Below are 22,335 nucleotides of genomic sequence, written 5' to 3'. Positions count from 1 at the left end.
ATGGCCGCCCCCGACCTGCGCACCGTGCGCGCCGTGTTCCTGGACCGGGACGGCACGATCAACGTCAAGGCCGCCGAGGGCGAATACATCCGAACACCCGACGAGCTGGTGCTGTTGCCCGGCGCCGCCGCCGCGCTGGCCACACTGAACGCCGCGGGCCTGCGGACCGTGCTGGTGACCAACCAGCGCTGGCTATCGGAAAAGGGCGCCGACCCAGCGCATTTCGCGTTGATCCAGCGGCGCCTGGGTGAACTGCTGGCCTGCAAAGGCGCGCGGCTCGATGCCGCCTATCACTGCCCGCACGCGGCGGACAGCTGCGAGTGTCGCAAGCCGCTGGCCGGCATGCTGGTGCGCGCCGCGCGCGAGCACGGCTTCGGCCTGGCCGAGTCGGTGATGGTCGGCGACAGCGACATCGACATGATGGCGGGCCGGGCGGCGGGGGCGGCGACAATCCTGCTCCGCCCGGGTGGCCGGGCCTGCGGCGACGTCGACTTCGTCGTCGACGACCTTGCCGCGGCCGCCGACTTGATTCTGAACGCGCAGGCGGTGCACTAGCCCGGCGCCCTGTGACCCTCGGCGCCCAGGTGGCGACGAGTGCCGCTGTGCGGCTCCTGACGCTGGTCGAACCGGCGTGACCTAGTCCATCCTTGCCCCAGCCGCAACCCTGCTCATAACCTGGCAACATCCGACCGCATCCGGGGTGTTCGGGCCGGCGCGGTAGACGACGACAAGCAGGCGGGCAGGTCATGGCATCACCGCGACGCGCAGATCGGTGTCGCGATGCTGCGGGCGGCGGTCTATAGCGGTGGCCGGACTGACCGGCGCGCGGGTGGACGAGCTGGCCACGATGGACATCTTCAAGGGATGTCCCGCCGAAGACCTCGCCCCGCTGGCCGGCCGCCTGCAGCCACTGCGCGCCGCGGCCGGCAAGGTGCTGATGCGGCAGGGCGAGCAGGCCGTCTCGTTCCTGCTGATCTCCTCGGGCACCGCCGAGATCACCCACGTGGGTGACGACGGCGTGGCGATCGTCGAGCATGCGTTTCCGGGCATGATCGTCGGCGAGATCGCCCTGCTGCGTGACATTCCGCGGACCGCGACGGTGACCACCGCCGAACCGCTGACCGGTTGGATCGGTGACACCAGGGCCTTCGCCAGCTTGGTGACCATCCCCGACATCACGCCGCGGCTGCTGCGCACCGTGCGCCAGCGCCTCGCCGCGTTCATCACGCCGATCCCGATCCGGGTGCGTGACGGCACGCTGCTGTTGTTGCGCCCGGTGCTGCCCGGCGACAGCGAGCGCACCGTGCACGGACACGTCTACTTCTCCAGCGACACCTTGTATCGCCGCTTCATGACCCCGCGGCTGCCCACCCCGGCGCTGATGCACTACCTGTCGGAGGTCGACTACGTCGATCACTTCGTGTGGGTGGTCACCGACGGCAGCGACCCGGTGGCCGACGCGCGCTTCGTGCGCGACGCGAACGACCCGACGGTCGCCGAGATCGCCTTCACCGTCGCCGACGCCTATCAGGGCCGCGGCATCGGTACCTTCCTGATCGGCGCGCTGTCCATCGCCGCCGAGGTGGACGGCGTCGAAAGGTTCTCCGCCCGAATGCTTTCCGACAACGGGCCGATGCGCGCGATCATGGACCGCTACGGCGCCGTCTGGCAGCGCGAAGACATCGGCGTGATCACCACCGTGATCGACGTGCCCAAGCCGCGCCACCTGAGACGCGAGGAGGCCGAGCAGATCAAGCGGGTGGCCCGGCAGGTGATCGCGGCGGTCGGCTGAGACGGGGCCGGCCTTCTTCACGGACGCTTCCAAGGGAGACGGCCGGTCTCCGCACCATCAGGCGACGGCAAAATCCGCTGGCGCATGCGCTAGCACGTTGGGGAATCGCCTGTGCCTTTCCCGGCCGGTGCTCGTGTGCGGGCTGCGGTTCCGCAGATATGCCCGCATGATGTGTTATCAACTCCTCATGCGGCCGTTCCGGATTGGCCCGTCGCTGGCCGCCGTGCTCACGGTGGTCATCGCCGCGTGCGGTCACTCGCCCGCACACGCACCATCGGCCAAAACCACGAAATCCGCTCCGGCGCGCGCCGTTGCCGTCAACCCCGCCAACATCAAACGGGTCGTTCGCGACCTGCCGCCCGGTTACGAGGTGACCACCGGGATTCCCAGCGCGGCCTCACCTAGGGTGATCTGGAGCCTGGGGGACGACCTGCAGGCCAGGCCCGCCAAATGCGGGGCCCTGGCCGACCCCGGCAACGGGCGCGACCAGTCGGCGCAGGGCGTGTCGGGGTCGGGGAGCGGCGGCATCGTCGATGCGGTGGTGGTGGCTTTGCCTGAGCCGGTGGATTTCCCGGACGACCTGGTGGCCTCCTGTTCGCAGTGGTCGGAGACCGCCGGGCGCACCGTCGTGCACGTCCACCTCACCGACGCGCCGCACGTCGAGGGTGTCGACACCGTCGGCATGGTGGCCGACGTGAAGTCCTCCGTCGAATCGGGTACCGAAATAGATTCGCGCACTTACACATTCACCGCTTACCTGGGCGACTACTACGCATTCACCACGCTGACCACCGATCCGGGTTCGGCGCTTCCGGTGCTGCCGCCGCAATTCGCCGCGGATCTGCTCGCCAAAACGGTGTCCACGTTGCGCGGCTGAGCCAGCCGCTTGGGTAGATTGGCCACGATGTCCAAGATGTTGCTCGCGGTCGTGGCCGTCTGCGTCCTGGCCGGCTGCTCTTCGGCCACTCACTCGGCAAAGGTCGACATCGACAAAGTCGTCGATGTGAAGTCCAGCTTCGGACCCGAGTTCAAGGTCAGCGACATCAGCGAACGGGGAATCGACCCCAAGCTGCTGGCGGGCCGCAAACTGCCCGACGGGTTGACCTTCGACCCGGCGAACTGCGCGAAAGTGGCGGCCGGACCGGACATGCCGGCGGACCTGAAGGGCAACATGTCCGCGGTCACCGCCGAGGGTCGCGGCAACCGGTTCGTGGTGATCGCGCTGGAGACCTCAAAAGCGTTGCCGTTCAACGACCCCGGCAAGGACTGCAACAAGGTGACGTTCACCGGGCCGCAGATGCGGGGTGGTGTTCAGGTGGTCGACGTGCCGCAGATCGAGAGCACCCGCACGCTGGGCGTGCACCGCGTCATGCAGGCCCTGACACCGGGCGGTCCGCGGACCGGTGAGCTGTACGACTATTCGGCCGCATTCGGCGACTACCAGGTGATCGTGATCGCCAACCCGTTGGTGCTGCCCAACCAGCCCGTCGCGGCGATTGACACCCAGCGGGCGCGCGACCTGCTCGTCAAGGCCGTGTCGGCGGTGCGCACCTGAGGCTCGGCGACCGCCGCTGGGCTTGATGGCATCGGCCCGCCTAACGCACGCCGCGGGGGCGGAACTGGATGCTGACCCGGGGGCCGACGGATGCCGTCGTCTTGGGCACCGCATGTTCCCAGGTGCGTTGGCACGAGCCGCCCATCACCAGCAGGTCGCCGTGCGCCTGCGGCAGCCGCAGCGACGGTCCGCCGCCGCGGCGGCGCATCGCGAACGAGCGGGTGGCGCCCAGGCTGACGATCGCCACCATGGTGTCCTCGGAACTGCTGCGGCCGATGGTGTCGCCGTGCCAGGCCACGCTATCCGAGCCGTCGCGATAGCAACACAACCCGACCGTGGTGAACGGCTCACCGAGCTCGCCGGCGTAGATGTCGTTGAGCCGGCGCCGGAGCCGGGCCAGCTCCGGGTGCGGCGGGTCGTCCACCGTGAGGTCGTGAAAGCTCACCAGCCGCGGCACGTCGACGACCCGGTCGTACATCTGTCGGCGCTCCTCGCGCCAGGGCACCGTCGACAGCAGGGCGTCCAGCAGGTCATCGGCGTCGGTGAGCCAGCCGGCGCGGATCTCGATGAACGCGCCGTCACCGAGCTGCCTGCGCTCGGTGTGCTGGAACAGGGAGCCTTGAACCGCGATCTCCACGGACGCGAGTTTATCGCACATCCGTTCGATCGCGTGGGGCGCGCGACGGGCGTGTGGCGGGACCGCGCGGCCCGGCGCCGCTACGGTTGAGCTGTGGGTGTTGTCGAGCTGGGCACCAATTCCGAGGTCGCCGCGCTGCGCGTGGTCATCCTGCACCGGCCCGGGGCCGAGCTGCTCCGCCTCAACCCGCGCAACGTCGACCAGTTGCTGTTCGACGGCCTGCCGTGGGTCGCCCGCGCGCAGGACGAGCACGACCAGTTCTCCGCCCTGCTGCGGTCCCGCGGCATCGAGGTGCTGCTGTTGTCGGACCTGCTCACCGAGGCGCTGACGCACAGCGGGGCCGCGCGGATGCAGGGCGTCGCCGCCGCCGTCGACGCACGACGGCTGGGAGTGCCGTTGGCGCAAGAACTTTCGGGCTACCTGCGTGGGCTGGAGCCGTCGCGGCTGGCCCAGGTGCTGATGGCGGGCATGACGTTCAACGAGTTGCCCTCCGATACCCGGACCGATGTGTCGCTGGTGCTACGCATGCACCACGGCGGCGATTTCGTCATCGATCCGCTGCCGAACCTCGTCTTCACCCGCGACTCGTCCATCTGGATCGGCCAGCGGGTGGTGATTCCGACGCTGGCGTTGCGTGCCCGCATCCGCGAGGCGTCGCTGACCGATCTCATCTACGCCCACCACCCGCGGTTCACCGGCGTGCGGCGTGCCTACGAGTCGCGGACCGCGCCCGTCGAGGGCGGTGACGTGCTGCTGCTGGCGCCCGGGGTGGTCGCCGTCGGGGTGGGGGAGCGGACCACGCCGGCCGGCGCGGAAGCGTTGGCCCGCAGCCTGTTTGACGACGACTTGGCGGACACGGTGCTCGCGGTGCCGATCGCCCAGCGGCGCGCCCAGATGCACCTGGACACGGTGTGCACGATGGTCGACACCGACACGGTGGTGATGTACGCCAACATCGTCGATTCCTTGTCGGCGTTCACCATTGCGCGCACCCCGGACGGAGTCGCGATCAGCGACGAGGCCCCGTTTTTGGAGGCGGCTGCCAAGGCGATGGAGATCGACAAGCTGCGGGTCATCGATACCGGGCTCGATCCCGTCGTCGCCGAGCGCGAGCAGTGGGACGACGGCAACAACACCCTGGCGCTCGCCCCCGGGGTGGTGGTCGCCTATGAGCGCAACGTGCAGACCAACATGCGCCTGCAGGACGCCGGCATCGAGGTGCTCACCATCGCCGGATCCGAACTGGGCACCGGCCGCGGCGGGCCCCGGTGCATGTCCTGCCCCGTCGCCCGCGACCTGCTGGCGTAGCAAGCTAGCGCCAGCTGGGCAACCAGATCTCCATGTTCCACGTCTGCTGCGAAATCGGCAGGCCGGTCAGCACCGGGAACAGCCACGCGAAGTTGGTCACCACCAGGGCCACGTAACAGGACACCGCGATCAGGCTCAGCGTGCGCCGCTCCGAATTCGCCTGCAGCCGCAGCCGTCGGGGCGGCGCGCCCGGGGTGTACAGGATGTCGCCGCAAATCAGCGCGATGGCCATCACCAGGAACGGCGCCATGGTCGCCGCGTAGAAGAAGTACATCTGCCGATCGATGTCCGCGAACCAGGGCAGCCAGCCGGCGCAGTAGCCCACCAGCACCGCGGCATAACGCCAGTCGCGGCGTACCAGCATGCGCCACAACGCGAAAACCAGGACCGGCACGGCCAGCCACCACATCGCCGGGGTGCCCACCAGCATCTCGGCCTTGACACACGATTGGGCGCCGCACCCGGGGACGTTCTGTTCGTCGATGGCGTACAACACCGGCCGCAGCGACATCGGCCAGCTCCACGGTTTCGATTCCCACGGGTGGTAGTTGCCGGCGGAATTCGTTAAGCCGGCGTGGAATTGGAACGCCTTGGCGGTGTAGTGCCACAGCGATCGGATCGCGTCGGGCAGCGGCACCAGCGAATGCGGGCCGATGGTCTGCCCCACCTCGTGCCGGTCGATGGCGGTCTCGGAGGCGAACCACGGTGCGTAGCTGGCCAGATAGACCAGCACCGGCATGACGGCCAGCGCATACACGGTCGGGGCGAGGTCGCGCCGCAACGTTCCCAGCCAGGGCCGGGTGACCTGGTACTGGCGGCGCGCGGCCACGTCGAACGCCAGCGACATGGCCCCGAAGAACAGCACGAAGTACAGGCCGGACCACTTTGTGCCGCAAGCCAACCCGAGCAGGATCCCGGCGCCGAAACGCCACCACCGCACGCCCAGCCGCGGGCCCCACACGGTGTCGGCGGCGCGGCCGTCGGCCAGCGCGATGTGCATCCGTTGGCGAACCTGGTCGCGGTCGACGATCAGCGCACCGAACGCCGCGACCACGAAGAAGGTGAGTATCCCGTCGAGCAACGCGGTCCGTGACGCGACGAAGCTGACGCCGTCGCAGATCACCAGCACCCCGGCGATCGCGCCGACCAGCGTCGAGCGGCTGATCCGCCGGACGATCCGCATCACCAGCGCCACCATCACCACGCCGAGCAGCGCGCCGGTAAACCGCCAGCCGATGCCGCTGTAGCCGAAGATCGCCTCGCCGAGGGCGATCAGCTGCTTGCCGACCGGTGGGTGGACCACCAGGCCGAACCCGGGGTTGTCTTCCACGCCGTGGTTGTGCAGCACCTGCCAGGCCTGCGGCGCGTAGTGCTTCTCGTCGAAGACCGGGGTGCCGCCGTCGGTGGGTGAGCCCAGGTTCAGGAACCGGGTCACCGCCGCCACGAGCGCGATCACCCCGGTCACCACCCAGCCGCGGACCTGATCGGTCGGGCCGAAATCGGCCACCGGCACCAGCGGCCCCGGGCTGACGACGGGCACCACGCGCTCCTGGTCGGCACCCTCCGTGCTCAAGGGGGATTCGCGGGGCGGGGCAGTCATCGGTGTCGATCGTAGGCTGTCGGTCATGACCACCGGCCGCCTGTTGCTGGGCGCGACCCCTCTGGGCCAGCCGTCGGATGCCTCCCCCCGCCTGCTGGACGCCCTGGCCCGAGCCGATGTGGTGGCCGCCGAGGACACCCGCCGGGTGCGCACCCTGGCCAAAGCCCTCGAGGTGCGCATCACCGGTCGGGTGATCAGCGTGTTCGACCAGGTCGAGAACGCCCGGGTGGAGTCGGTGATCGAGGCGATCCGCGCGGGCGCGACGGTGCTGGTGGTCAGCGACGCCGGCATGCCGCTGATCAGCGATCCCGGCTATCGGCTGGTGACGGCCTGCGTGGAGGCCGGCCTGCCGGTGGGATGCCTGCCGGGGCCCTCGGCGGTGACGACCGCGCTGGCCCTGTCCGGCCTGCCGGCCGAGAGGTTCTGCTTCGAGGGATTCGCGCCGCGCAAGAAGGCGGCGCGGCGGACCTGGCTGGATTCGCTGGCCGACGAGCGGCGAACCTGCGTGTTCTTCGAATCGCCGCGCCGGTTGTCCGCCTGCCTGCAGGACGCCGTCGAGCGGCTCGGCGGCACCCGCCGGGCGGCCGTCTGCCGGGAGCTGACCAAGGTGCACGAGGAGGTGGTGCGCGGGTCGCTCGACGAGCTGGCGGATTGGGCGGCCGACGGTGTGCTCGGTGAGATCACCGTGGTGCTGGCCGGCGCCACCCCGAGCGCCGACCTGCCGTCGCTGGTCGCCGAGGTCGAGGAGCTGGTCGCGGCCGGCGCCCGCAGCAAGGACGCCTGCGGGCAGGTGGCCGCCGCCCACCCGGGGGTGCGCTCGCGCCAGCTCTACGAGGCGGTGCTGCAGTCCCGACGCGGCTGAGGCCCGTCGCTCAGCCGGCCCGGGGCGCGGCGGCGATGGACGGCAGCCCGACGATCGGGGATGCCTTGTGCAGGCATTCCGCCCACTCGGCGTCCGGGTCGGAATCCGCGGTGATGCCGCCGCCGACGCCCAGCACCGCGGCGCCCGCGGCGTCGAATTCGACGGTGCGGATCGCGACGTTCAGCTCACAGCCGGCCACGGGGGAGGCCAATCCGATGGTGCCGCAATATATTCCACGACTGTTGGGTTCCCACTGCGAGAGCAGTTGGCGGGCACGGTGTTTGGGTGTCCCGGTGACCGAGGCCGGCGGGAAGGTGGCGTCCAGCAGCGCCGACGTCGGAAGGTCGGTGGGGACCTTCGCGGACACCGTGGACACCAGGTGCCACACGCCCGGGGCGCGGCGCACCACCAGCAATTCGGGCACGGTCACCGTGCCGGTGATCGCCACCCGGCCGAGGTCGTTGCGGACCAGGTCGACGATCATGATGTTCTCGGCGACGTCTTTGGCCGACGCCCGCAGCGCCGCCGGCCAGGCGTCGAGCGGCAACGTGCCCTTGATCGGGCTGGACGTGACGACCGTGCCGCGCCGTCGCAGGTAGAGCTCGGGCGACAGCGACGCCACCGCACCCCAGGTTCCGGCGACGTAGGCCGCCCGGGCCGGGGAGGTGCGCGCGACGCCGTCGACGAAGAAGTCGAGCGGTGCGCCGCTGACCGTCCCGGTGAACTGCGTGCACACGCAGGCCTGGTAGACCTCGCCGGCGCGGATCGCTTCCAGGCAGGCCAGCACACCCTCGCGATGCGCCGCCCGGTCGGCGACGCCCCAATCGATGTGGCATTCGCGCGGCGCGGCCGGCGGTGCGGCCAGCGCGGTGGCGAGCCACCCCGGCATCGGGGCGCCGGACAGGCTCTCGTACCACCAGTGCCCGTCGCGGTCGCGGCGCAGGACGCAGTCGGTCCAGCCGCCGGCGGCCTCGGGGATCCGGTTGGGCGGCGCCCCGGCGCCGGGGTCGGGGTAGGACAGGTAACCGATCCAGCCGCCGCCCACCGCGTGGGGCTCCGGCGTCCGCGGTGCCTCGACCGCGAACACGTCGTCGGCGTGCACCGGGCGCACCGACAGGCTCGGCGCGATCACCGCCAGGGCGCCGAACCACTCGCCGGTGAGCGCGGCCGGCGGCGGCAGCCCGAGCCGGCGGGTGGCGTCACCCACAGCGCCCAGCACCCGGGGTGCGGCGCCAAGATCGCCGAGCGGCTCGATTCGCACAGCCCTAGCTTGACAGAGCGGCGGCGTTTCGCACCCGCGGTGCCGCGGGGCTCAACCGCGGCTGATGTCGCGCGCGCTGGCCAGTGCGGCCAGCTTCTGCGGGTTGCGCATCACATAGAAATTGGTGATCTTGTCCCCGGCGATCTCCAGCGTGATCACACCCTCGAGCCGTTCGCCGAGGTAGAGCAGCACCGCCGGGGCGCTGTTGCAGGTCACCATGTCCACCCGCATCGCGCCCGTGGCCGCCGCCCGGCGCATCAGCCCGGCGATCGCCCGGGCCACCTTCTCGGCCCCGACCACCGGCCGGCGGGCGGCGCTCACCACGCCGCCGCTGTCGGCCGTCCACGTGGCGTCCGGGGCGAGCATCGTCATCAACGCTTCCACGTCGCCGCCGGCCGCGGTGGCCAGAAACTGCGCGGTGATCTCGGCGTTGCGTTCCGGGTCCACCGCGTCGAAACGCTTGCGCCGGGCCCGCACGTGCTCGCGGGCCCGGTGCGCGACCTGCCGCACGGTGGGCGCCGGCCTGCCCACCGCCTCGGCGATCTCGGCGTAGTCGAACCCGAACACCTCGCGCAGCACGAACACCGCCCGCTCGTCGGGGCTCAACGTCTCCAGCAACACCAGCATCGCCATCGAAATCGATTCCGCCAGAACGACATCGGCCGAGGGGTCCTGCTCCTCGAGCAGCAGCGGCTCGGGCAGCCACGGCCCCACGTAATCCTCGCGCCGGCGGGCGCCGGCCCGCAGCGAGTTCAGCGCCTGACGGGTGACCAGCTGGGCCAGATACGACTTGGTGTCGCGCACCGTCGCCAAGTCGACCGCCGCCCACCGCAGATAGCTGTCCTGCAAGACGTCGTCGGCCTCGGTGGCCGAGCCCAGCATCTCGTAGGCGATGGTGAACAGCAGTGGCCGCAGCAGGGTGAACCGTTCGGCGTGCTCGCTGCCGGTCGGCGCCTGCGTCATCGCGCGGCGACCTCCTCGTCGACCGGGGACTGCGCGGGCCGCTTGCCGCCCTTGATCCAGCGATACGAACCGGGCTTGGCCGCCTCCCGCCGGATCGACCACACCGTGCCCTTGCAGATCGTTTCCTTGAGCGAAGCCGCCGCCCGGCCGCCCAGGTACATGTTCACCGGGGTGTCGTCCGTGCGGGCCATCTGGAACGTGGCGTGCGTGCGGCCCAGGCTGATGCACTGCCCGACGAACGCCTGGCTCAGCGCCGCGGGGGTGTCGCCGGCGATGCGGGCGAGCACGGTGTTGGCTGCCTGGGCGCCCATCGGGCCGGCGGCCTGGCAGCTCATCCGCAACGGCTGGCCGGACGGCGCGGCGGCGTCACCCGCGGCGACGACGCGCTCGTCGTCGATGCTGGTGAGGGTCTCGTCGGTGAGCAGCCGGCCCATCGGGTCGGTGTGCAGCCCGCTGCGCGCCGCCAAATCCGGCACGGCGAATCCGGCCGTCCAGATGGTCGCCGCACTGGGCAGCACCACGCCGTCGGTCAGCACCACCTCGTCCCAGCGCACCTCGGCCACCGCCACGGACTCCAGCACGTTGACGCCCAGTCGCCGCAGCCGCTTGGCCACCGAGCGCCGGCCCCGCTTGCTCAGCGACGGACCGAGCACCGGGCCGCAGACCAGTGTCACCGGGCGCCCGCCCTCGGCGAGCTCGGCGGCCGTCTCGATGCCGGTCAGCCCGCCGCCGACCACGGTGATGGCCGCGGGCAGCGGCAGGTCGGTGAGCGCGTAGTGCAGCCGCTGCGCGCTTTCCAGGTCGGAGACCGAATGCGCGAACTCGGCGTAGCCGGGCACTGTCGAGGCCGTGGCGCCGGTGCTTCCCACGGCGTAAATCAGGTAGTCGTAGGTCAGCTCGGCGCCGGAGGCCAGCGCGACCCGCCGTGCGGCGGTGTCGATGTGATCGACGGAGTCGACCACCAGCTGGATCCCCTCGCCGAGCAGCGTCGCGTAGTCGGCGGTCGCCGCGCCGGTGTCGGCAACCAACTGGTGCAGGCGGATTCGCTCGACGAAGACCGGTCGCGGGTTCACCACCGTGATGTCGATGTCCGGGCGCTGGCGCAGACGGTTGGCCGCCAGCGTTCCGGCGTATCCGGCGCCGACAACAACGACGTGGGTTCTTTCGGGGGCCTTCATGGCTGTCTCCTTTTCGTCAGGACCTGTGCCCTTGAGACACCGCAGACCCGCCGAGCGTGACATGCTCGCCGGCAATTGTGACCCGTCTCACTGCGTGGCGCCGGCCGCCGCGGGCCGATTTGCCGCGTCTACCCCCGCTGAGCTGCGGCGAAGCCGTTCCGAAACGCGCGTGATACGCTGCGCTACGCCAATTCGTGGCCTGCCCCGGGCCGCCTGCACGCACCACTGGAACGCGCGAAATATGGGGCCACTTCGGGGCGCATCGGTGTGTATTGGGAGAAGCAACCTTGACGACGATGACCGCTTTGGCCGGGCCGGGCGCCGCACCGGCGTCGGCACGGTCGCGGACCCGGCGCGGGCCGCTGTCGTCGGGCGCGATCTGACGTCGCATGGTGTGCTCATCGAGGAAGCGCGCGCTGGCCGCTGTCGTGTGCGCGGCGGTGCTGCTGAGCGGCTGCGGCGGTAAGAGCGACCCCGGGCCGCTGTCGGCGATGGTCAGCCCGGCCATCCCGGCCACCGCGCAGGAGATCCCCAACCCGCTGCGGGGCCAGTACGAAGAGATGCTGAATCCGCTTTTCCCGCAAGGTAATTCGGCGCAGCAGCGATACTCCGCCTGGCCGGCGTCGTACGACGCCAGCCTGCGGGTCTCGTGGCGGCAGTTGCAGCCCGTCGACCCGCGCACGCTGCCCCCGGACGCACCTGATGACCGCAAGTTCGATTTCAGCGCCATCGACGACGCGCTGGCCAAGCTCGGCAGCCGCAACATGCGCCTCACCCTGGGCGTGTACGTCTACAAGTCCTGCTGCAACGACTCCTACGCCGACAACACGAACATCGCGATCCCGGACTGGCTGCGCCCGTCGGCCGCCAGCTACCCGGCGCCGCCGAACGGTTCCGCCCCAGGCGTCACCCAGGTGGTGCCGAACTTCAACGACCCCGACTACCTCACCGGCGTCGGCCAGCTGCTGGCCGCGCTCGGCCGCCGCTACGACGGCGACGAGCGCCTGGCCGTGTTCGAGTTCTCCGGGTACGGGGACTTCGGGCAGAACCAGCTTCCATACCTGCGTGATTCGCTGAGCGCGCCGGGGCCCACCCCCGACGACAGCGCGGCAAAGCTGGGCTATTACAGCCAATTCCGCGACCAGAGCATCACCAAGGCCTCCATCGCGCAGCTGGTCGCGGCCAACACCAACGCCTTCCCGCACACCCAGCTGGTGGTGGCTCCGCAGAACCCGGAGATCGTCCGCCAGCTGTTCGCCGACGACGTCAGCAAGAAATTGGCGGCCCCGGTCGGCATCCGCGCCGACTGCCTCGGCGTGCAGTCGCCACTGCCGGAATGGGCCGAGGCCAACGACTCGCACTACGTGCGGTCCAACGACGCGGTGGTCAACGCGATCAAGCAGCGGCTGATGACCGCGCTGGTGATCAGTCAGTGGTGCCGATTGCCGAGCGGAGCCGATGCCCGGTCGTATTACGAGAAGGGCCTGCACGACGTCATCCGGTATCACGTGTCGATGACGTCGAGCGCCGACTTCCCGGACCGCGATGCGACGTCGGCGATGGACCCCAAGCTGTTTCAGCTGTGGAGCCAGGCCAACACCTCCGCCGGCTACCGGTATTCGGTGGAGGCGAAGCCCGGATCGCAGTCGATCCAGGGCAAAGTCGCGACGATCTCGGTGGACTGGACCAACTACGGCTCGGCGGCGGCCACCGAGCGCTGGGCGCCCGGCTACAAGCTGGTGGACTTCTCGGGCGCGGTGGTTCGCAGCCTGCCTGCGACCGTCAACCTCAAGACGTTGGTCCACGACGAATCCAGCCAGTCGCGCGAGGAGCCGGTCGCGGAGTCGGCCAGCGAGTCGGTGCACGTGGACGTCTCCGGCCTGGCGCCCGGCCACTACACGCTGCGCGCCTCGGTCGACTGGCAACAGCACATCCCGGGCGCCTCGCACGTGGTGAACTACGCCCCGATGGCCCTGGCGCGGGACGGCCGCGACGGCTCCGGGCTGTACCCGATTGCCACGCTTGACATTCCGAGCGACGCGGCCTCAGCAAACGCTCAGTGAGCGGTCGCGTCGCGGCGCCGGCCGGCGCCTTGTCGTAACGCCTGATCCCCGGGGCCGTGCGTGATACCGTTTCCAGACGGATTTCGGCCGCGTCGCCGCGCGGTTCGACGTTCGACCAGCTAGCAACCGAGCGAACTATCGGACCCCTTCGATGGGTGATCGGAAGGGTCGCCGTAGGTGCCCGTATCGGAGGACCCGTGCCGCGCAGCCTGGACCTGGTGGTCACCTCCGTCGCCACCCAGTTGATGGAGGCCACGGCGTCCACCGCGACCCAGGTCAGCGAAAAGGTCCTCGCGCAGCTCGTCGAACAGTTCGATGTAAACGCCAGCTTCCTGCGACACCACGCCCAGGACGCCCCGGCCTCGGTGCTGGTGGCCGAGTGGCCGCGGCGCACCGACGACGCTGATCCGGATCCGGTGGCCGATCTCGACCTACACGGCGCCGAGTCGGTGCTCGCCCGGTGCGAGCGCGAGCGCAAGCCGGTGGTGACGCGGCCGGATCAGCCCAACCGCTGGATTCGCCGCTCGCTGAACCAGGGCAAGACACCGGTGTCGCCGTCGCTGGCCGTCGCGCCGCTGGTGTCCGGCGACGCGACCACGGGTGTGCTCGGCTTCGTCAAGTTCGGCGCCCGCAAGTGGAAACAGGACGAGATCAACACCCTCGAGGCGGTCGCCGCCCTGTTCGCTCAGCTGCAGGCCCGCATCGCCGCCGAGGAGCGGCTCCGCTATCTCGCCGAGCACGACGACCTGACCGGCGTCTACAACCGCCGCGCGCTGGTCGCGCATCTGACCGAGCGCCTCGCGGCCGGCAGCCCCGGGCCAGTCGCGGTCTTCTACCTCGACCTCGACCGCCTCAAGCCGATCAACGACTACCTCGGCCACACCGCGGGCGACTGGTTCATCAGGATGTTCGCGCAACGCCTCGAGGAGTGCGCGGGAAGCCAGAGCATGATCGCCCGCCTCGGCGGCGACGAGTTCGTGGTCATCCCGCACCGGCCGATGTCCTCCGACGACGCCGAGGCATTCGCGCGTCGCCTGTCGGCGATGTTGTGCGACCGCCTCACCATCGGCGGCCACGTGATCAGCCGGACGGTCAGCATCGGGCTGGCGGTGGGCACGCCGGGCACCGACAACTGCGCCGACCTGCTCCGGCGAGCCGACGAGGCCGTGCTGACGGCCAAGCGCGCCGGTGGTAACCAGACCGCGGTGTCCACCGACGACATGTCCCTGAAACGGGCCTTCCGCAACGACATCGAGCTGCACCTGCAGGGCGACATCGACAGCGAAGGCCTGATCCTGCACTACCTGCCCGAGGTCGACCTGTGGACGGGCGCCATCGTCGGCGCCGAGGCGCTGGTGCGGTGGCGTCATCCGGTGTGGGGGCTGCTGTTGCCCGACGCGTTCATCGGTGTCGCCGAATCGACCAACCTGGCCGCGGATTTGGGCCGGTGGGTGATGCGCACCGCGTGCGCCGAGTTCAGCGGGTGGCGGGCCAACGGTGTCGGGCAGGGCGCCATGCTGCGCATCAACGTCTCGCCCATTCAGCTGATCAGCCGCGGTTTCGTGGAGAGCGTCGCCGACACCATCGCCGAGTTCGGCATCGAAGCCGAGTCGGTGTGCCTGGAGATCACCGAGCGCGCGGTGGTGCACGACATCGATACCACGCGAAAGACGTTGGCGGAGCTCAAGGATGTGGGCGTGCAGATCGCGATCGACGACTTCGGCACCGGTTATGCCGTTCTGTCCCACCTGAAGTCCCTTCCGGTGGACATGCTCAAGATTGATGCCGGGTTCGTCCGCGACGTGGGTACCAACGCCGGTGACCTGGCCATAGTCCGCGCGATCATCGGGCTGGCCGAGGCGTTCGGCCTGGAAGTGGTCGCCGAGGGCGTCGAGACTCCCGCTGCCGCACTGACTTTGATGCAACACGGCTGCCACCGGGCGCAGGGCTTCCTGCTGTCGCGCCCGATCGCCGGGGATGCGATGGAGGCGTTGCTGTCCGCGCGCTGGATGCCGATGCCGTTTCTGGCCGATCGCGAGTCATCGTCGCTGGGTTCGCTCTAGCATCGCAACGGTGGTCGTCGCCGCCTAGGCGTTCTCGGGCAAGAAGACGAAATTGTTGACGTAGACGCCGCGGCCGGCCCAACCGTCCTCCTGGCTGCCGACGTTGGCCGGATCTTGATGCCGTGCCGGGTCGAATTCTCGTATCGGCCGCCGGACGCCATCCAGATCGAAGTAACCTGCGTAGCCCAGTCCATGCAGCAGCCGGGTGATCTGCGCGATGGAATCGGGATGATGACGTTCCTCGGCCTCCACCACGACCGCCGGGCGGTGACGTGCGAGAGTTTCTGTGGCACCGCGCAACACGGCGAGTTCATGGCCCTCAACGTCGATCTTGATCAGGCCGATGTCTGTCAGGTGCAGATCGTCGAGGCGTCTGACTGGCACGTCGATGCTTTCGATGTTGCCGCCGTCCACATCGCCCAGCTTGTTGCCGGCCTCGATCGTGCTGCGGCCCGGTTCGGACGCAACCACCCGCATGGCCGTCACGCCCGGTTCGTCCGACAACGCCACGGCTTCCACTCGGACGGCGGCGCCGACGACGCCGAACATGGTTGTCAGGTCGCGGGCCTGGGCCGGCCGCGGTTCGAAGGCGATCACCGAGCGCGACGAGGCCAACATCGCGATCGTGAACTCACCGAGATCTGCCCCGATGTCCACGGAGATCAGCCGTGGATCACACAACGACGCCACCAACCGGATGTCCGGGCGCGATTGCCCCAGGCGTTGCAGGATGCGGAACTTCCGACGCCAGAACAGGCGCGGTGCGAGCGTCGTTGCCGCGGGCGCGAGAAAACGTTTCAGCGAGCGTGCGACAGCCATCTGGGGTGATCTCCTGCCCGAATCGCGGAGCCACCAGCTTAATCGACGGTGCCGCTCACCGAGGTGACCTGCGCGCGCGGTAACGGACTCCGGGACAGGCCCCGGCATTTGCCTGTGGTGTCGCAGCCCGGGCTATAGCCTGTGGTAACCCTCGACATCCCGCACGACAACGTGACGTCAACCAACGGGTCAACGACGGTAGCGAAACGCGAATCACCAGAGAGGCAGCAGTCGATGCGTTTGATGGAGACGGTGTGTCCAGGCCGATGCATGTCGGTGTCGCTTCTCGCCTACCGCGAGCCGTTGTCGTCGAACGTCATTTAGCACAAGAGATTATGGTCCGGACAATTCGACACCGAAACATCTTCGTCGTTGGCGCGTGCGTGGCGCTGGTGCTGAGCGGGTGCAGTCATGGCGGCGACGCTGCGCCGTTGACCGCGATCGTCAGCCCTGCCATACCGTTGTCCGTACAGGACGTATCCAATCCGCTGCGCGGACAGTACGAAGATCTCCTGCAACCACTGTTCCCGCAAGGCAATCGCGCGCAGCAGCGGTATCCGGCGTGGCCGGCGTCGTATGACGCCAGTCTGCGTGTGCCGTGGCGGCAGTTGCAGCCCACCGATCCGAGCACGCTGCCACCGGACGCTCCAGACGATCGCAAGTTCGATTTCAGCGTGATCGATGACGCGTTGTCGAAACTGGCCTCTCGCAACATGCGGCTGACGCTTCGCGTGGTCGCCTACAATTCCTGCTGCGACAACACCTATGCGAACAACACCAACATCGCCATGCCCGACTGGCTTCGCTCCGCGGCCACCAATTACACAGGTCCGCAACACTATTGGTGGACACCGGGAGTGACGCAGGTCGTTCCAAACTGGAATGACCCGAACTACCTGAACGCCTTCGGTCAGCTGTTGGGTGCGCTGGGCCGCCGGTATGACGGCGACGAGCGGCTGAGCGTATTCGAGTTCTCCGGTTACGGCGATTTCAGCGAAAACCACATCTCGTATCTGCGTGACACATTGGGCGCGCCGGGACCGGCACCTGACGACAGCATCGCGAAACTCGGGTACTACAGCCAATTCCGCGACCAGAGCATCACCGCCGAATCCATTCGGCAGCTGGTGACGGCGACCGTAAATGCCTTTCCTCATACACAATTGGTGACGACGGCCCTGAACCCGGAAATCGTTCGCCAGTTGCTCGCCGACGACGTCACGAAGAAGCTGTCCGCGCCAGTGGGTATCCGCGCGGATTGCCTCGGAGTTCAGCCGCCGCTGCCTGCATGGGCGGAGAAGGACGGCTCGCACTACGTGCAGTCAAAAGATCCGCTGGTGGGCGCGCTGAAAAGCCGGATGGCGTCGGCGCTGGTGATCACCGAATGGTGCCAGCTGCCCGACGGTACCGATCCGCGGGCCTATTACGAAAAAGGCCTGCACGACGTCGTCAAGTACCACGTGTCGATGACATCGAGCTACAACTTTCCGGCGGTCAGTTCCACCGCTCCGATGGATCCGGCGTTATACCTGCTGTGGGCGCAGGCCAACGTCGTGGCCGGATACCGATATTCGGCCGATGCGGGACAGGGATCGACATCGGTGCGCGACGGGAATGCGACGCTGACCGTCACCTGGACGAATTTTGGCGCCGCCGCGGCAACCGAGAACTGGGTCCCCGGCTACCGGCTTGTCGATTTCTCGGGGACGGTGATCCGTTCGATTCCCGCGACGGTGGCGCTGAAGTCGTTGGTTCAGGGACAACTCGGAGACGGCTCGCGTAACGAACCCGTCCCGAGTTCGACGACCGAGTCGGTTCACGTCGACCTGGCCGGCTTGGCGCCGGGGCACTACACGCTGTGCGCGTCGGTGGACTGGCACCAGCACAAGCCGGGCGCGTCGAATGTGGTCAACTATCCGCCCATGCGGCTGGCCCGCGCGGGCCGTGACGGCTCCGGGTGCTATCCGATTGCGACACTCGACCTCCCGCGGGATGCGCCCACCCGTGCCCCGTGATGCGGGCACGCGGGGCGTACCGGTTCGCTGGGCAAGGCTTGGCTAGCGGCTGACCACGCGGCAGGGCAGGAGTGGCGATTTCGGCAATTCCCGCGTGATGATGCTGCATAATCTGCAATGGATGAGCGCGGCCGGTGCTGGGAATCTGTATGACGCGATTCGCGTCATGAGCTTCTAGAAAGGTTATGAGCCGATGGATTTCCGTACCTTCGTCCGGATTCTCGGCACGCACTGGAAGCTGGCGATTACCGCGCTGCTGGCCTGCACAATCGGCGCCGCGTTCGTTACTGCGTTGCAGACCAAGCACTACCAGTCGTCGGCCACGGTCCTCATCTCGTTCTCGGGCGCGACCGACCTGAATGAGCTATACAGCGGCACGGAGGCTGCACAAGAACGGTTGTCGTCGTACGCCCAAATCGCCGGCGGACACATCGTGGCTGAGCGCGCAATCCGTCAGCTCCAGCTTTCGGCCAGCGCTGACGATGTGCTGAGCCAGACCCAAGTGAAATACACTCCGAAATCGGAGCTTTTCACCATCAGCGTCAAGGACACCGATCCTGCGCGCGCTGCCGCGCTGGCGGGTGCCATGGCCAATCAGTTCAGCGCGATCCTTCCGACAATCAGTCCTACTTCGGTTCCGACCGGTGTCGGCGCCCCGGTGACTGCCGGACCGCGCCCCGAGGTGACCGAGACAACCACTCCGCCGGGCCAGCCCTCGGACCTGCCGGGTGCCGCGCTCGGCCCGACGGGCAAGCCGTTGCCGGTAGCCCGGGCGACCGTGGTCGAGGCGCCGCGGGTACCGCGCGTTCCGGTGTCGCCGGTGCCGGCGCGGAACATGGCGATCGGGTTCATCGCCGGTGTGCTACTTGCCATCGCGGTCGCGCTGACCCGCGAGGCCGGCGACCGCACCATTCGCACCCGGGAGAAGCTGGAGGGAGTCTCCGGGGTGCCGACTTTGGCGGAGCTGCCCGGAAAGCGCGGCAAGGTTCCGCGGTTCGGCACCGATGCCGCATCCGACGACGCCATCCGGGGAATGCGCACCAGGTTGCTCAGGGCGATGGGACCGGAAGCCCGCCGGGTCCTGGTGGCCGGACCGTTCGGCGGCGAAGGCACGACAACCACGGCGATGAACCTTGCGCTCGCCCTCGCCGAAATGGGCGAGGACACACTGCTTGTCGAGGGCGACAGTCGCCGCCACGTCGTCGCCGGATTACTGCGGGTCGAATCGGGTGAGGGATTGGGTAACGCGCTGGCCAACCCCGAGATCGCCGGCGATGCCGTAAAACCAACCCCCATTTCGAGGCTGTTCGTTCTTGCGTCCAGGTCCGCGCGCCGCGAGAGTTTACCTGTCAGCGCGTATTTGCCGGAAGTGGTGGACCGGGTCCTGCAGGAGTTGTCGTCGCGCTTTGACCGAATCGTGGTGGACGGGCCGCCGGTCCTCGCGACCGCCGACGCCGGCCTGCTGGCCGGCGCCGTCAACGCCACGGTGTTGGTGGTGCGGGCGCGCCGCACCACCGCCGACGAACTCACCGACGCGCTGACGGCCCTGCGCGCGGCCGGTGCACAGGTTGTCGGCACCGTGCTGATCGACGCGCGTCAGTCGTTGCACATCAGAGCGGCGGACCGCGCCTACCGGTCAAAGGCGAGCGGGTCGGCGTGAATCTCTACCTGCGGGCTCGTCATCGCCTGGCGGTGGAGGGAACGCTGCTGGCGATATTCGTGTTCGGGTGCTTTGCGTTCGGCGTGCTCTCGGTGCGCCGAACCACCGAGGGTGTGCTGCTGACCGCCGCGTTGTTCTGCGTGGTCGTCTACTGGGTGAAACCCGAAGGGATGGTCGCGGTTACGCTGTTCGGGGCCTTCGCGGCGCTGCCGGAAGGCTTGCATGTCGGGAAAGTCTTTGGCCCCGTGACGGTTTACGCCTACCACGTGGCCGCGCTTCTCGCGATCTGCTACCTGATCCCATCCTTGAGACCGCGAGCGCGCGACTTCTGGTTGCCGGGCATCTTGGTGCTCACGGTTTTGTGGTCCACGATCACCGGATTCGAAACCGGACACGCCGCTCTGGTGGTGATGCGTGAATCGTCTGCCATGCTCGAAATGGCCATCGGATTCGTCCTGGCGTTGTTGGTCGTCTACGGCGGCCACGTCAAGTTCGCGATCCGGGTCATGATCGTGATTCTGTGGTTTTCGGCCGGCATGGCAATTGTGAGCTCGCTGTTCGCCATCCGGCTGGCCGGCCGGGCGGAAAGTCTGGAAGGCACGACGGGTGCCGGTCAGGCCGTCCGAATCATTTTGACCACCCAGACTCCGGCGACCGCCATCTTGTCCGCCCTGGTCGCCGCCCCGATCGTCGCGCGCGTCAGGCCCGCAATGTATCTCGCGCTGGGACCGCCGGCGTTGAGCATTTCGCTGCTGTCCTTCTCCCGCAACACGCTGATCTCCATGGGAGTGGCGGCCGCCGTAGCGCTGCTCGGCAGCTTGAGCTGGGCGGCGGTGCGCCGCACGATCACGACCGCCGCGGTCGGCATGGCCTTGATCGCGGTGACTGTGCCCGGGTCGTTGTTTTTGTTGCAGCGCTCGAAGACCGGGGCATGGCTCAGCGACCAGTTCGTCGCCTTCAATCAGCGGGTGCTCGGCGGGGTGACGTCAACCGCACTCGCCGTGGATGATTCGGCGCTGGAACGGCTGCGAGAAATCAACCTGCTCAAGGAGACCATCGCAGCCGCCCCGGTATTCGGCCATGGCCTGGGATACGTGTATCAGCCGCCGACCGGGGATGACGAGTTCCATCTGTACCTCTATCCCGCCTATTCCCACAACTTCTACCTGTGGTGGTTGGCCAAAGCCGGGGCTGTGGGCATGGCGGTGTTCGCGCTGTTCGCGCTGACGCCGGTGATCCTGGCGCTGCGCTGCGCGCCGGCGGCGGCGAAGATCAGCGCGGCGGTCGCCGCCGGACTGCTTGCGATTTCTGCCGTTTGGCCGTTGCCGGAGATGCCGATGGACGCCCTGGGGCTGGGCCTGGCTCTGGGCGCGGCGATGGGATTCGCCGGCCTGCGACGCAGAAGCGGTGACGGAAATCAGGACGACGTCGACCCCGTTCCGGCGCCCACTCTCGAGTTAGGCCCAACAGCTCATGTCAATGTCGGTGCCGCCGCCTCCAGCTGATCGGGCTCGCCCACCGAGCGGGCGGCCGGACAAGCTCGCGGTGATCCACGTGGGGCCCGATGTGTACAGCATCGGCGGGACGCAGTCGGTGATCCGGATCATCCGCGATCACAACATCGGCGCCGACGAAATCCGGGTCCTTTCGACGTGGGCAGGGCCGCGTCGCCATCTGAAGAGCCTATTGCTCACCGCGCGTGCGGGATTGGTGCTGGCCCGGGTCGCGGGAACGACCATTGCACACTTTCATATCTCCAACGGCGGAGCGTGGTTGCGGGAAGGATCGTTGATCCGACTGGCCAGAGCGCGCGGTCTGCGGGTGATCGCCACCGTCCACGGCTCCGACTTTCCTGAGTTCGCCCAATCGCATCCTCGGTTCGTGGGCGCCACGCTGCAGCTCACAGACCACGTGATCACCTTGTCGGCCGAAGCCTCCGCCGCCGTTGCCGAGGTGGCGCCCACGATACCGACCACCATCGTGGCGAACCCGATCATGATCGATCGAGAGGCTCCCGGGGCCGGCTCGACGCCGCCGGTGGTGCTGTTTGCCGGCGCCGTCGGGCATCGGAAAGGCGTGGACAGGCTCGTCGCGGCGTGGCGACTACTGCTCGCCGAGGGCATCGAAGGACGTTGTCGCATAGTCGGTCCCATCGACGACTACACGCCGCCACCGACGGAACGGCTGACCGTCGAAGGCCCGGTACATCCCGACGCCGTGCGTGAGTTAATTCGATCGGTTCGAGTGGTTGCGCTGCCGTCGTCGGCGGAGGGGATGCCGATGATCCTGACCGAGGCCCTCGCCGGTGCGCGACCGTTTGTGGCGACGGCCGTCGGCGGTACGGCGCAGATCACACCGGACCCGAGCATGCTCGTTCCGCTCGACGACGTGCCGGCTTTGGCCGCGGCGATCGGGCGCTACCTACGCGACCCGGCCCTGGCCGAGCGTGATGGGCTACGAGGTCGGCAGCACGTCGCGGCCACCCGGAGCCCCGAGGTCATCGATGCGCGGCTGCGCCAGATCTATGAGGGCTGTGGCATTGCGGCAAGTTGAACTCAA

At 68.6% G+C, this 22,335-nt stretch carries 18 protein-coding genes; 12 read left to right on the top strand and 6 right to left on the bottom strand.

Annotated features, from left to right (window positions below; all coding sequences use genetic code 11):
* The 4 genes from B9D87_RS13995 to B9D87_RS13980 all read left to right on the top strand — a co-directional run bounded on the left by B9D87_RS13995 (nucleotide 1) and on the right by B9D87_RS13980 (nucleotide 3,347).
* Nucleotides 1–555 (top strand): HAD family hydrolase, encoded by a 555-nt coding sequence (locus B9D87_RS13995; protein WP_007776894.1) that lies wholly within the window; start codon nucleotides 1–3, stop codon nucleotides 553–555.
* 292 nt (nucleotides 556–847) lie between these two features.
* Nucleotides 848–1,792, top strand: a complete 945-nt coding sequence (gene pat, locus B9D87_RS13990; RefSeq protein WP_085977901.1) for an acetyltransferase Pat — start codon at nucleotides 848–850, stop codon at nucleotides 1,790–1,792.
* 187 nt (nucleotides 1,793–1,979) lie between these two features.
* A complete protein-coding gene (locus tag B9D87_RS13985) occupies nucleotides 1,980–2,669 on the top strand; it encodes a DUF5642 family protein (protein ID WP_007776890.1) in 690 nt (229 codons plus the stop codon).
* A 27-nt stretch (nucleotides 2,670–2,696) separates the two neighbouring features.
* On the top strand, nucleotides 2,697–3,347 hold the full coding sequence (locus tag B9D87_RS13980) for a DUF5642 family protein (RefSeq protein ID WP_007776887.1): 651 nt from the start codon (nucleotides 2,697–2,699) through the stop codon (nucleotides 3,345–3,347).
* 40 nt (nucleotides 3,348–3,387) lie between these two features.
* Here B9D87_RS13980 and B9D87_RS13975 read toward each other — a convergent pair whose 3' ends face one another.
* Nucleotides 3,388–3,984: an alpha-ketoglutarate-dependent dioxygenase AlkB gene (locus B9D87_RS13975; protein WP_193787403.1), complete on the bottom strand. Its 597-nt coding sequence runs from the start codon at nucleotides 3,982–3,984 to the stop codon at nucleotides 3,388–3,390.
* Between the two features lie 93 nt (nucleotides 3,985–4,077).
* Here B9D87_RS13975 and arcA point away from each other — a divergent pair, with 93 nt between their 5' ends.
* Entirely contained in the window at nucleotides 4,078–5,292 is a 1,215-nt protein-coding gene (gene arcA, locus B9D87_RS13970) for an arginine deiminase (RefSeq protein ID WP_007776880.1), read from the top strand.
* A 4-nt stretch (nucleotides 5,293–5,296) separates the two neighbouring features.
* On the opposite strand, the gene B9D87_RS13965 is transcribed toward arcA, so the two are convergent.
* Nucleotides 5,297–6,835, bottom strand: a complete 1,539-nt coding sequence (locus B9D87_RS13965) for a dolichyl-phosphate-mannose--protein mannosyltransferase (RefSeq protein ID WP_007776878.1) — start codon at nucleotides 6,833–6,835, stop codon at nucleotides 5,297–5,299.
* An 82-nt stretch (nucleotides 6,836–6,917) separates the two neighbouring features.
* Between B9D87_RS13965 and rsmI the strand changes: the two genes are divergently transcribed.
* A complete protein-coding gene (gene rsmI / locus B9D87_RS13960) occupies nucleotides 6,918–7,754 on the top strand; it encodes a 16S rRNA (cytidine(1402)-2'-O)-methyltransferase (protein WP_007776876.1) in 837 nt (278 codons plus the stop codon).
* 10 nt (nucleotides 7,755–7,764) lie between these two features.
* Here rsmI and B9D87_RS13955 read toward each other — a convergent pair whose 3' ends face one another.
* Genes B9D87_RS13955 through B9D87_RS13945 form a run of 3 tightly spaced genes read right to left on the bottom strand, consistent with a single transcriptional unit; the run spans nucleotide 7,765 to nucleotide 11,156 of the window.
* Entirely contained in the window at nucleotides 7,765–9,015 is a 1,251-nt protein-coding gene (locus B9D87_RS13955; protein WP_007776873.1) for an aminodeoxychorismate synthase component I, read from the bottom strand.
* Nucleotides 9,016–9,066: 51 nt separating this feature from the next.
* Nucleotides 9,067–9,978, bottom strand: coding sequence for an RNA polymerase sigma-70 factor (locus tag B9D87_RS13950; RefSeq protein ID WP_007776870.1), 912 nt, complete (start codon nucleotides 9,976–9,978; stop codon nucleotides 9,067–9,069).
* A complete protein-coding gene (locus tag B9D87_RS13945; RefSeq protein ID WP_007776865.1) occupies nucleotides 9,975–11,156 on the bottom strand; it encodes an NAD(P)/FAD-dependent oxidoreductase in 1,182 nt (393 codons plus the stop codon). Before B9D87_RS13945 ends, B9D87_RS13950 begins: the two co-directional genes overlap by 4 nt.
* A 389-nt stretch (nucleotides 11,157–11,545) precedes the next feature.
* Here B9D87_RS13945 and B9D87_RS13940 point away from each other — a divergent pair, with 389 nt between their 5' ends.
* Nucleotides 11,546–13,219: a hypothetical protein gene (locus tag B9D87_RS13940; RefSeq protein ID WP_007776863.1), complete on the top strand. Its 1,674-nt coding sequence runs from the start codon at nucleotides 11,546–11,548 to the stop codon at nucleotides 13,217–13,219.
* Nucleotides 13,220–13,416: 197 nt separating this feature from the next.
* Nucleotides 13,417–15,282 (top strand): putative bifunctional diguanylate cyclase/phosphodiesterase, encoded by a 1,866-nt coding sequence (locus B9D87_RS13935; RefSeq protein ID WP_007776860.1) that lies wholly within the window; start codon nucleotides 13,417–13,419, stop codon nucleotides 15,280–15,282.
* Between the two features lie 24 nt (nucleotides 15,283–15,306).
* On the opposite strand, the gene B9D87_RS13930 is transcribed toward B9D87_RS13935, so the two are convergent.
* Entirely contained in the window at nucleotides 15,307–16,101 is a 795-nt protein-coding gene (locus tag B9D87_RS13930; RefSeq protein WP_007776857.1) for an FkbM family methyltransferase, read from the bottom strand.
* 335 nt (nucleotides 16,102–16,436) lie between these two features.
* On the opposite strand from B9D87_RS13930, the gene B9D87_RS13925 reads away from it, so the two are divergent.
* From B9D87_RS13925 to B9D87_RS13910, 4 genes are all read left to right on the top strand, one after another.
* Nucleotides 16,437–18,116, top strand: a complete 1,680-nt coding sequence (locus B9D87_RS13925; RefSeq protein ID WP_052002590.1) for a hypothetical protein — start codon at nucleotides 16,437–16,439, stop codon at nucleotides 18,114–18,116.
* Nucleotides 18,117–18,309: 193 nt separating this feature from the next.
* Nucleotides 18,310–19,776 carry a tyrosine-protein kinase domain-containing protein gene (locus tag B9D87_RS13920; RefSeq protein ID WP_007776853.1) on the top strand — a complete coding sequence of 489 codons (1,467 nt, stop codon included), beginning with the start codon at nucleotides 18,310–18,312 and terminating at the stop codon, nucleotides 19,774–19,776.
* Nucleotides 19,773–21,281 (top strand): O-antigen ligase family protein, encoded by a 1,509-nt coding sequence (locus B9D87_RS13915; RefSeq protein WP_007776850.1) that lies wholly within the window; start codon nucleotides 19,773–19,775, stop codon nucleotides 21,279–21,281. The genes B9D87_RS13920 and B9D87_RS13915 overlap by 4 nt, the downstream gene beginning before the upstream one ends.
* Nucleotides 21,256–22,329, top strand: a complete 1,074-nt coding sequence (locus B9D87_RS13910; RefSeq protein ID WP_080598658.1) for a glycosyltransferase family 4 protein — start codon at nucleotides 21,256–21,258, stop codon at nucleotides 22,327–22,329. Before B9D87_RS13915 ends, B9D87_RS13910 begins: the two co-directional genes overlap by 26 nt.
* Nucleotides 22,330–22,335: the final 6 nt, after the last annotated feature.

Origin of the sequence: Mycobacterium colombiense CECT 3035, from assembly GCF_002105755.1 — a bacterium.
Classification (GTDB): Bacteria; Actinomycetota; Actinomycetes; order Mycobacteriales; family Mycobacteriaceae; genus Mycobacterium; species Mycobacterium colombiense.
This window is presented reverse-complemented; position numbering and strand designations above follow the sequence as displayed.